General features: G+C 37.6%; 9 protein-coding genes, 1 other RNA gene and 1 other annotated feature. All 10 genes read left to right on the top strand.

Features of this window, described 5'->3' with window-relative positions:
- The first annotated feature begins 10 nt into the window (after positions 1 to 10).
- Positions 11 to 730 (top strand): cell wall hydrolase, encoded by a 720-nt coding sequence (locus BQ7352_RS12185; RefSeq protein WP_072449483.1) that lies wholly within the window; start codon positions 11 to 13, stop codon positions 728 to 730.
- Positions 731 to 745: 15 nt separating this feature from the next.
- Positions 746 to 2233, top strand: coding sequence for a threonine synthase (thrC, locus tag BQ7352_RS12180; RefSeq protein ID WP_072449482.1), 1488 nt, complete (start codon positions 746 to 748; stop codon positions 2231 to 2233).
- Between the two features lie 13 nt (positions 2234 to 2246).
- Complete coding sequence (locus tag BQ7352_RS12175; protein ID WP_072449481.1) at positions 2247 to 3020, top strand: HD domain-containing protein; 774 nt, start codon at positions 2247 to 2249, stop codon at positions 3018 to 3020.
- Between the two features lie 76 nt (positions 3021 to 3096).
- A non-coding RNA gene (ssrS, locus tag BQ7352_RS12170) (6S RNA) lies at positions 3097 to 3278 on the top strand.
- A gap of 66 nt (positions 3279 to 3344) precedes the next feature.
- Entirely contained in the window at positions 3345 to 4409 is a 1065-nt protein-coding gene (locus BQ7352_RS12165) for an aldose epimerase family protein (RefSeq protein ID WP_072449480.1), read from the top strand.
- Positions 4410 to 4506: 97 nt separating this feature from the next.
- Positions 4507 to 5904, top strand: coding sequence for a SpoIID/LytB domain-containing protein (locus BQ7352_RS12160; protein WP_242948581.1), 1398 nt, complete (start codon positions 4507 to 4509; stop codon positions 5902 to 5904).
- A 39-nt stretch (positions 5905 to 5943) separates the two neighbouring features.
- Complete coding sequence (locus BQ7352_RS12155) at positions 5944 to 6858, top strand: YihY/virulence factor BrkB family protein (RefSeq protein WP_072449479.1); 915 nt, start codon at positions 5944 to 5946, stop codon at positions 6856 to 6858.
- Between the two features lie 39 nt (positions 6859 to 6897).
- Positions 6898 to 7136, top strand: a binding site (T-box leader).
- A 71-nt stretch (positions 7137 to 7207) separates the two neighbouring features.
- Complete coding sequence (pheS, locus tag BQ7352_RS12150) at positions 7208 to 8227, top strand: phenylalanine--tRNA ligase subunit alpha (RefSeq protein ID WP_072449478.1); 1020 nt, start codon at positions 7208 to 7210, stop codon at positions 8225 to 8227.
- A 14-nt stretch (positions 8228 to 8241) separates the two neighbouring features.
- The gene (pheT, locus tag BQ7352_RS12145) at positions 8242 to 10632 is read left to right on the top strand and encodes a phenylalanine--tRNA ligase subunit beta (protein ID WP_072449477.1); all 2391 of its coding nucleotides are present in this window, start codon (positions 8242 to 8244) and stop codon (positions 10630 to 10632) included.
- A complete protein-coding gene (locus BQ7352_RS12140; RefSeq protein WP_072449476.1) occupies positions 10632 to 11243 on the top strand; it encodes a histidine phosphatase family protein in 612 nt (203 codons plus the stop codon). The genes pheT and BQ7352_RS12140 overlap by 1 nt, the downstream gene beginning before the upstream one ends.
- Positions 11244 to 11251: the final 8 nt, after the last annotated feature.

The following is an 11251-nucleotide window of genomic DNA, read 5'->3' as shown; positions in this document are numbered from 1 at the left end:
GGGAAGATTTATGGATAAAAATGGCAGACAGAAAAAGGCAAAAGCAGCAGTCGCTGCAATGCTGATAATGACAATCGTGTTTTCGTCTCAACAGGTAAGTGCCAAGGAACAGATACAGGTACAGGAAGAAGGATTGAAATCCATTATTCAAGGTGTTGCAATTAGTCAGAATACACAAAAGGCAGTAAAGAAAATAGGGACTTCTTTTGAGGTGGTTTTGGTAGGGCAGAGAATGGGAAAAAGAAAAATCCAGTCTCAGCTTGATTTTGGAAATCAGGGGGCAGAGGAAGTCAAAAGATTAAAAGAGAAGTCTATTGGGTTTACCGAAGATAAACTTGTGATGTCTGATGAGGATTACAATACACTTCTTAAAATTGTAGAAGCAGAAGCCGGGGGAGAAGATATAAAAGGAAAAATTCTGGTGGCAAATGTTATTTTCAACAGAATAAAAAATCCTGAATTTCCTTCTACAGTTACAGAAGTTGTGTGGGAAAATGTAGCGGGAAGCCCTCAATTTTCTCCTACGGCAGATGGAAGAATTCATACGGTTACGATATCGGAGGAAACAAGAGAAGCCGTAAACAGAGCTATTGATGGAGAAGATTATTCAAAAGGTGCGTTGTTTTTTATGGAAGAAGCCTATGCAGATAAAAGCAATGTACAGTGGTTTAAAGAAGACTTGAAATTTTTGTTTAAACATGGTGTGCACGATTTTTATACATACCCATAAGAAAGGAAGAATGAAATGGCAGTATTATATGGAAGTACCAGAGGAAACGGAGAGAAAATTACAGCTTCTATGGCTATTTTAAAAGGGCTGGCGGAAGATGGCGGATTGTTTGTACCGGACTGTATTCCTGCCTTGGATGTGCCTTTGAAAGAATTGTTAGGAAAAAGCTATCAGGAAATTGCATATCAGGTAATGAGCAGACTTTTGACAGATTTTACAGAAGAAGAATTAAAAAATTGTATCAATAAGGCATATGACAGTAAATTTGATACGCCTGAGATTGCTCCGTTGGTGAAGAAAGGAAATTCTTATTATCTGGAGCTGTTTCATGGTTCTACCATTGCTTTTAAAGATATGGCGCTTTCCATTTTGCCTCACCTTTTGACTACAGCCGCAAAGAAAAATGGTGTTACTAATGAAATTGTAATTTTAACAGCTACATCAGGAGATACCGGAAAAGCAGCAATGGCCGGATTTGCAGATGTTCCGGGAACACGCATTATTGTTTTTTATCCAAAAGATGGAGTAAGTCCTGTTCAGGAGAAGCAGATGCTCACACAAAAAGGAGAAAATACATCTGTCGTAGGAATTTATGGTAATTTTGATGATGCCCAGACTGGTGTGAAAAATATTTTCAATGATAAAGAAATGAAAGAAAAGCTGACCGGTGCAGGATTTCAATTTTCTTCTGCCAATTCCATTAATATTGGACGTTTGGTACCTCAGATTGCCTATTATGTGTATGCTTATTTAAAACTTATGGAGTCCGGGGAAATACAGGAAGATGAGCAGATTAATGTGGTAGTTCCTACAGGGAATTTTGGTAATATTCTGGCAGCATATTATGCAAAAGAAATGGGAATTCCTATCGCTCGTTTTATTTGTGCTTCCAATGAGAATAAAGTTCTTTATGATTTCTTCCAGACAGGATGTTATGACAGAAACCGTGATTTCCATCTGACAAATTCTCCGTCTATGGATATTTTGATTTCCAGTAATCTGGAGAGATTGATTTATAAAATTGCCGGTAATGATACAGAGAAAAACCGTACACTGATGGAACAGTTAAGTAAAGAAGGCAAATATGAAATTACAGAAGAAATGAAAGAAAAGCTTCAGGAATTTTATGGAAATTATGCTGACGAAGAAGAAACTGCAAAGACTATCCAACAGGTGTACGAAGAAACGGGATATGTACTGGATACTCATACAGCGGTGGGAAAGGCTGTATATGAGAAATATAAGAAAGAAACACAAGATGATAAAAAAACAGTGATTGCTTCTACGGCAAGTCCTTTTAAATTTACAAGAAGTGTAATGACTGCTATAGACAAAAAATATGAAGGAATGGAAGATTTTCAGCTGGTGGATGAATTAGCGGAACTTGCTAAAATTCCGGTGCCTCAGGCAATAGAGGAAATCCGTACAGCGAAAGTTCGCCATAATCGAACAGCGCAAGTATCACAGATGGCAGAAACAGTCATGGAAATATTAGGAATTTAAAGAGGAAAAAACAATGTCAGGAATTGATTTAGAATATGCTAGAAAGAGTTTTCAGAAATATTTAAGTGCTTATGATGCGAAGGATGATAAAATTAAATTAAAAAGAGTTCATACTTTTTGCGTGGTAAAAGCAGCAGAATATATTACGGCCAGAGAGAATATTTCAGAAGAAGACCGAGAGCTTGCACTATTGATTGCCCTTTTACATGATATTGGAAGATTTGAACAATTAAAGAAATATAATAGTTATGATGACAGTATCATGGATCATGCAAAATTTGGAGTACAGATTTTATTTGAAGAGGGTAAAATTCGTGATTTTATTGAAACAGACCAATATGATAAAATTATCCGAGAAGCAATTTACTGGCATTCAGCATATCAGCTTCCACATATAGAAGATAAACGCATTTTACTTCACTGCAGACTTATTCGAGACGCAGATAAATTAGATAATTTTCGGGTAAAAGCAACAGAGAGTCTGGAGGCACACTTTGATCTTTCAAAAGAAATAGTAGAGAAGGAAGAAGTATCTGATAATATTTTAGAAGCTGTTAGAGAAGAACGCAGTATCTTGCGAGCGGAAAGAACGACACATCTTGATATGTGGATTTCTTATCTGGCATTTATTTTCGATTTGAATTTTCCTTCCAGTTTTCAATATATTCTGGAAAATGATTATATTAATACAAACATTGATCGTATGAATTATACAAATCCAAAGACAAAAGAGCGTATGGAAGAAGTAAGAAAAATTTGCCTTGCTTACGTGAAAAAAAGAGCTTAAATTATTTTGATTTTTTTCTTTTTCATGGTGTATTTTTGGTTGAAAAAATTCATATACTAGAGTATAATAATGATATGAAGTCCTGGGGTGTGCGATAATCCTATTTATTTTGAACCTACATTACTTTAAACGGGATTCCTATATTGCCGGGTTAATGTCAGGCCGTCATTGTGCAGCGGAAGACAGCGAGTCGGTTGCGGTTGCCCACCTAGCATAAGCTAGGAGTCAGAAGATAGGAAACGGCATTCTGGGACATAAAAAAGAGCCTTTCGGGGCTTATTTTTTTATTTCACAGGAAATTGTAAGAGACAGGAGAGGGATAAAATGGGTATTACAAAGCAGTCCTTTGGAAAAAGCATGGACAATCAGGAAGTTTTTTTATATGGTATTACAAATAAAAATCAAATGACAATTACAGTTACGGATTTTGGTGCAACTTTAGTTGAGATTTTAGTACCGGATAAAAATGGAAATAAGATAGATGTTGCATTGGGTTATGATACCGTAGAAGGGTATTATAAAAATCCAGGACATTTTGGAGCCATTATTGGAAGAAATGGAAATCGTATTAAAAATGCAGGCTTTTCTATTGATGGAAAAGAATATCAGCTTGCAGTTAATGATAATGTAAATAATTTACATAGCGGTCCGAACTGGTATCGTACCAGAGTATGGAATGTGACAGAAATAGATGAAGAAAAAAATGCAATTACTTTTTGTATTTTAAGTCCTGATGGGGATCAGGGTTTTCCAGGGAATTTTACAGGATATGTGACGTATGAACTGACAGATGATAATGAAATTCTTCTTCACTATCAGGGAAGCGCAGACGCAGATACTGTGGTAAATATGACAAATCATTCATATTTTAATCTGGCAGGGCATAATGCAGGAGCAGAAGCAATGCTCAATCATACCGTACAGATTTTTGCACCGGAATATACACCGGTATCTGACTCACAGGCAATTCCTACAGGAGAAATTTTGCCGGTAGCAGGAACACCAATGGATTTCACAAAGCCAAAGAAAATCGGACAGGACGTAGAGGCAGATTTTGAACAGTTGAAATTCGGTGGTGGTTATGACCACAATTACGCATTGTCCAGAGAAAAGGGCGAACTGAAGAAAGCAGCAGAAGCGTTCTCAGAGAAGTCCGGCATTGTTATGGAAGTATTTACAGATTTACCTGGCATGCAGTTTTACATTGGTAATTTCATTGAACAGGAAACAGGAAAAGGTGGATATGTGTATGGCAAACGAGATGGTTTTTGCATGGAAACACAGTATTATCCGGATGCCTGTAATCAGACTGCTTTTCAGAGTTCAATATTAAAAGCAGGAGAAAAATACGATACAACAACGATTTATAAATTTTCTGTAAGAAAATAAAATAATAGGTGGAGGCTGCTGCTTTAAATATTTAATGCGACAGCCCTCCCTTTTTCTTTTTTGCATGAAAAAAGAAGAAAAAGCATATATTAGGAGTATGAATTGGAAAGAAAAGTTAAAATGGAAACTCCTGATTATTCTCATTGCTCTAATAGGAATTTTGATTGTATGGTGTGCCGGAAAAGCAGGAGAAAGGAAGGCGGTCACAGAAAAGGAAATTCTAAGAGCGTATGCACAAAAGGAAAATGAATGGGCAAGTGCAGATACAGAGCCTTTGAAACAGACAGAACTGCAGCAGAAAACAGAAATAACCGATGAAGTTTTGGAAGAACCTTCTATTCGGGTGGTTTTAATGACAAATGATTATGAAAGCTATTATCATTCAGAAATTTCTTTGGAATTTTATGGAAATTATGAAATGAATGGAGCTGTTCAGCAAAAATTTTCTTCCGGAGATAAAATAACTTTAAAAACGGGCTGCCAGGAACTTGCCAATGGCAGCCTGATGCTTTTACCGGAAAATGCAGAATGCAGGATTACCATTACTTCCTTAAAAAGAGGACAGGGTGCGCCTTCCTATAAAGGAAATTTAGAAATCTATGAAGATGATAATGGAATGCATGTTGTTAATGAACTGCCTTTGGAAGATTATATCTGTGGAGTTGTGCCCAGTGAAATGCCTGCTTCTTATCCAAAAGAAGCATTAAAAGCGCAGGCAGTGTGCGCAAGAACTTATGCCTGTGTACAACTTAAAGGCAAAAAATTGGAACAGCTTCATGGACAGGTAGATGACAGTGTTTCTTATCAGGTATACCAAAATACAGAAGAGTCAGCTGCATCTAATGAAGCAGTGCTGGAAACAAAAGGTGAAATTTTATTAAAAGATGGAAAGCCTATTCAGGCATATTATTTTTCTACTTCTCATGGAAAAACCAGTACAGATGAGGTATGGGAAACTTCTTCTCCATCTCCTTATTTAAAAAGTGTAGATTGTACTTACGACTCGAAAGAACCCTGGTATCAGTGGGAAGTTCTGGTGTCTGAGGAGAATATTTTGAAAAATGTTCAAGATTTGTTTCCGGAAGTAAACCAAATAGAAAATGTAGAGATTATGGAAAAGGGAGAAGGAGAAGCAGTTCTGCATTTGAAAATAGAAACGGATCAAGGCGAAAAAAGTTTTTACAGCGAGTATGATATTCGTTCTGTTCTGGCGCCTGTAGGTGGAGAGATTATCAGGCAGGATGGCTCTTCGGTGAAAGGCGGAAAGCTTCTTCCAAGCGCTTATTTTACAATGGAGAAACAGACAGATAATGCAGGTACACTTATTGGTTATCAGATAAAAGGCGGAGGCTATGGACATGGCGTAGGGATGAGTCAGAATGGAGCAAAGGGGATGGCAGATGTGGGAAAGACTTATCAGGAGATTTTGAGTTACTTTTATAATGAGGTAGAAATGGGGAAGGTACAGGATATTGTCAAGAAAGAAAATCCATGATACAATTGCTCATATTGTTAAGAAGATGGGGGTGAGAGTGTGGTAAAACGTTTCCTTAATATAATCAAAGGATTTATGGATAGTATGAATGAACGTCATGTAACTGCTTATGCGGCACAGGCGGCATATTTTATCATACTCTCTTTTATCCCGTTCATGCTTCTTTTGATGACTTCTGTAAAATATACGCCTTTGACAAAAACAGAGGTGGTTAATGCTGTACTTCAAGTATGTCCGGAGAATTTTGAGACATTTATACAAAGTATTGTAAACGAGGTTTATGAAAAATCTCTGGGTGTTGTACCAATTTCTGCGGTGATTGCCATGTGGTCTGCAGGGAAGGGAATACAGGCATTGACCAGAGGATTTAATAACATTTATCAAGTAAAAGAAACCAGAAACTTTCTGGTCAGCAGAATTCGGGCAGTGTTTTATACCTTAGTTTTTGTAATATCAATTATATTGACACTGATCTTACAGGTATTCGGAAATAGTTTACAAAGAGAGCTTAGCAGCCATTTCCCTTTTATGGAAAAAATTGTAACTATGATTATCAGTATGAGGGTAGTAATTACTCTCAGTGCATTGTGCCTTGTTTTTCTGCTGATGTATAAATTTATTCCTAATAGAAAAGCAACCTTTCGAAGTCAGTTTCCGGGAGCACTTTTGTGTGCTGTATGCTGGTCTGCGTTTTCTTTTTGTTTTTCTTTGTATATTGATTTTTATAACGGAGCCGCAAATATGTATGGAAGTATGACAACCATTGTATTGGTGTTGCTGTGGCTATACTTTTGTATGATGTTTGTGATGATTGGTGCACAGGTAAACCATTATTTTGAAGAGAAAATCGAACAGGTTCATCAGATGGCGGCACAGACAATCAGAAGAGAATATTATCAGCTTTTAAAGAGTGATGAGGATGAAGAAAAGGAAGAAGATGAAAGAAAATCTTGACATCAGATAAGAAAGTGGCTAAAATAAAGGGCAGATATGAAAAAAGCAAAGAAAGTGTCAGTAGATACCTGTTTTCTGCCAGAGATGGAAAGTCATTGGCTGTAAGCTTTCCTCAGTTCGGACAGATATTGAAATTCCCACCGGAGCTGCATTTTTGAAACTGTATTTTACAGAAGTAGGAAATGACGTAACTGTGCGTTAAACAGATACGAGTGCCTGTCATGTGTTTGACAGGAACGAGGGTGGTACCGCGAGATTATAATGACTTCGTCCCTTTTTGGGGCGGAGCTTTTTTATTTCATAGGAAATCGTTCTTTGCATCTAAATATAGAAATAAAAGGAGAAAGTCATGAAAGAAAAATTACAGCATATTCAGGAAGAAGCTGCAAAGCGTATTCAGGAAGCAAATTCTTTGGATAAGTTAAATGAAGTGCGTGTTGCATTTTTAGGTAAAAAGGGTGAATTAACTGCAGTTTTAAAAGGAATGAAAGATGTTGCCCCGGAAGACAGACCAAAAGTTGGTCAGTGGGTAAATGAGGTAAGAGCTGAGTTAGAAGGTCTTTTAGAAGAGACAAAGACAAAATTAGAAGCAGAAGCTTTAGAGAAAAAGTTAAAAGAAGAAGTGATTGATGTAACACTTCCTGCAAAGAAAATGGAAATCGGGCATCGTCACCCAAATACCATTGCTCTGGAAGAAGTTGAAAGAATTTTCATCGGTATGGGCTATGAAGTAGTAGAAGGTCCTGAAGTAGAATATGATTTGTATAATTTTGAAAAATTAAATATTCCGGAAGGACATCCTGCAAAAGATGAACAGGATACTTTCTATGTAAATAAAAATATTGTACTTCGTACACAGACTTCACCGGTACAGGCGCGAGTAATGGAACAGGGCAAACTGCCAATTCGTATGATTGCACCGGGAAGAGTATTCCGCTCTGACGAAGTAGATGCCACACATTCTCCATCTTTCCATCAGATTGAAGGTCTGGTTATTGACAAGCACATTACATTTGCAGATTTAAAGGGAACTTTAGAAGAGTTTGCAAAGGAATTGTTCGGACCGGAAACAAAAACAAAATTCCGTCCTCATCATTTCCCGTTTACAGAGCCAAGTGCAGAGGTAGATGTTTCCTGCTTCAAATGTGGAGGCAAGGGCTGTCGTTTCTGCAAAGGTTCCGGCTGGATTGAAATTTTAGGTTGTGGTATGGTACATCCTCATGTTCTGGAAATGTGTGGAATTGATCCGGAAGAATATACAGGATTTGCATTTGGCGTAGGTCTTGAACGTATTGCACTTTTAAAATATGAAATCGACGATATGCGTTTATTATATGAAAATGACACAAGATTTTTACGTCAGTTCTAGGAGGAGAGAAAAAAATGAATACATCATTATCATGGATTAAAAAATATGTGCCGGATTTAGATGTTACTGCACAGGAATATACAGATGCAATGACCTTATCAGGAACAAAGGTAGAAGGTTTTGAAGAACTGGATGCAGACCTTGAAAAGATTGTCATTGGACAGATTGAAAAAATTGAAAGACATCCGGATGCGGATAAATTGATTGTTTGTCAGGTAAATATCGGAACAGAAACGGTTCAGATTGTAACAGGTGCATCCAATGTACAGGAAGGGGATAAAATTCCGGTTGTATTAGACGGCGGAAGTGTTGCTGGCGGAACAAAAATTAAAACAGGAAAACTGCGTGGCGTAGAGTCCTGCGGTATGATGTGCTCTATTGAAGAACTGGGCTCTACAACAGAGTTCTATCCGGAAGCGGCAGAAGATGGAATTTATATTTTTCCGGAAGACGCAGAAGTTGGAGCAAGTGCAATTGAAGCTTTGGGTTTCAATGATGTGGTATTTGAATATGAAATTACTTCTAATCGTGTAGACTGTTACAGTGTTATCGGTATTGCAAGAGAAGCAGCAGCTACTTTCCAGAAGCCATTTTACCCACCGGTTGTAGAAGTGAAAGGAAATTCTGAAGATGTAAACGATTATGTAAAAGTAACTGTAGAAGACAAAGATCTTTGTCCTCGTTACTGTGCGAGAATGGTAAAAAATGTAAAAATTGGACCTTCACCAAAATGGATGCAGCGTTGCCTGGCAGCTAACGGTATTCGTCCGATCAACAATCTGGTAGACATTACCAATTATGTTATGGAAGAATTTGGACAGCCAATGCATGCTTATGATATGGATACCATTGAAGGACAGGAAATTATTGTCCGCCGTGCGAAAAAAGATGAAAAATTCGTTACCTTGGACGGACAGGAACGCGTATTAGATGACTCTGTACTGATGATTTGCGATGGAAAGAAGCCTGTTGGAATTGCCGGAATTATGGGTGGAGAAAACTCCATGATTACAGAAAATGCAACAACGGTTCTGTTAGAAGCAGCATGCTTTGACGGTGTGAATATCCGTCTGTCCAGCAAAAAAGTGGGACTTCGTACAGATGCTTCCGGTAAATTTGAAAAAGGATTAGACCCGAATAATGCACAGGCAGCTATTGACAGAGCTTGTCAGCTAATCGAAGAATTTGGCTGCGGTGAAGTTGTAGGCGGTATGGCAGATGTATATTCAAAAGTAAAAGAGCCGGTACGTGTTGCTTTTGATGCAGATAAGATTAACAGCCTTCTGGGAACAGAGCTTTCTAAAGAAGAAATGTTAGAATATTTAAGCAGAGTTGAATTAGAATATGATGAAAGTACAGGAGAAATTGTAGCGCCTACTTTCAGACATGATATTTTCCGTATTGCAGATTTAGCAGAAGAAGTAGCTCGTTTTTATGGCTATGATAACATTCCAACAACATTGCCAAAAGGTGAGGCAACTACAGGAAAGCTTCCATTTAAACTGCGTATTGAACAGGTTGCAAGAGATATGGCAGAGTTTAACGGATTTTCTCAGGGATACTGCTATTCTTTTGAAAGTCCGAAAGTGTTTGATAAATTATTAATTCCTGAAAATGATGAGTTAAGAAAAGCCATTGTGATTTCTAATCCTTTAGGAGAAGATTTCAGTATTATGAGAACTGTTTCTTTAAATGGTATGCTCACATCTCTGGGAACAAACTATAAGAGAAGAAATAAAGATGTTCGTTTATACGAATTAGGAAATATCTATCTTCCAAAAGAATTACCTTTAACAGAGCTTCCGGAAGAAAGAATGATGTTCACATTAGGAATGTATGGCGCAGGAGATTTCTTCTCCATGAAAGGTGTTGTAGAGGAATTCTTAGACAAAATCGGCATGCATAAAAAGGAAGAATATAATCCAAATGCAGGCAAACCATTCCTTCATCCGGGACGTCAGGCAGAAATTATTTATGACAAAACTGTTATTGGATATATGGGAGAAGTTCACCCAACTGTTGCAGCTTCTTATGGTATCGGAGAAAAAGCTTATGTAGCTGTTCTGGATATTCCTGCAATTTTAGACTTCGCAACTTTTGACAGAAAGTACGAAGGTATTGCAAAATTCCCTGCTGTAAGCCGTGACATCAGTATGGTAGTTCCGAAAGAAGTATTAGCAGGAGAAATCGAAGCAGTGATTGCACAAAGAGGTGGAAAAATTCTGGAAAATTACCAGTTGTTCGATATTTATGAAGGAAGTCAGATTAAGGAAGGCTATAAATCTATGGCATACTCTGTTACCTTCCGTGCAAAAGACAGAACTTTAGAGGATGCAGATGTAAATGCAGCCATGAAAAAAATCCTCAATGGTCTGGAAAGACTTGGTATCGAGCTGCGTAAGTAATTATGAAGTTATATATTCTTAGACATGGAGAAACCCAGTGGAATGTGCAAAAAAGGCTGCAGGGTGCTTCTGACACTGAGTTAAATGAAAATGGTATTGCGCTGGCAGAAAAAACAGGAGAGGCACTGAAAGAAATTCCTTTTTACTGTTGTTTTACCAGCCCCTTAAAAAGAGCAAAAGATACGGCAAAATTGGCTCTTTATAACAGAGAAGTTCCTATTTATGAGGATAAAAGAATACAGGAAATCTGTTTTGGCGAATGGGAGGGAGAAAATTCCTCCCTGCTTCCTCAGGAAATGCTTTATAATTTTTTCCATAATACAAAAGATTATAAAGCTCCCAGGGGAGGAGAGGAACTTACTCAGATTTGTGCCAGAACCAGAGATTTCTGGGAAGATATTACTGCCAGAGAAGAATTGCAGGACAAAAATATACTGATTGCTTCTCATGGGTGTGCAGTGCGTGCTCTTTTACAGAATGTATATGAAGACGCAGATATTGCAAATTTCTGGCATGGAAAAGTTCCACCTAACTGCAGTGTGAATATTGTAGAAATCAAAGAAAACAAGGCAGTACTTCTTGAAGAAGATGTGGTATATTATGTCAGATAGTAGAGAGG

Source organism: Blautia sp. Marseille-P3201T (assembly GCF_900120295.1).
Classification (GTDB): domain Bacteria; phylum Bacillota; class Clostridia; order Lachnospirales; family Lachnospiraceae; genus Blautia.
This window is presented reverse-complemented; position numbering and strand designations above follow the sequence as displayed.

Bases quoted from the DNA above. Each gene is read 5' to 3' on its own strand.
- BQ7352_RS12185 (WP_072449483.1), top strand. From the start codon at position 11: ATGGATAAAAATGGCAGACAGAAAAAGGCAAAAGCAGCAGTCGCTGCA.
- thrC (WP_072449482.1), top strand. From the start codon at position 746: ATGGCAGTATTATATGGAAGTACCAGAGGAAACGGAGAGAAAATTACA.
- BQ7352_RS12175 (WP_072449481.1), top strand. From the start codon at position 2,247: ATGTCAGGAATTGATTTAGAATATGCTAGAAAGAGTTTTCAGAAATAT.
- BQ7352_RS12165 (WP_072449480.1), top strand. From the start codon at position 3,345: ATGGGTATTACAAAGCAGTCCTTTGGAAAAAGCATGGACAATCAGGAA.
- BQ7352_RS12160 (WP_242948581.1), top strand. From the start codon at position 4,507: ATGAATTGGAAAGAAAAGTTAAAATGGAAACTCCTGATTATTCTCATT.
- pheS (WP_072449478.1), top strand. From the start codon at position 7,208: ATGAAAGAAAAATTACAGCATATTCAGGAAGAAGCTGCAAAGCGTATT.
- pheT (WP_072449477.1), top strand. From the start codon at position 8,242: ATGAATACATCATTATCATGGATTAAAAAATATGTGCCGGATTTAGAT.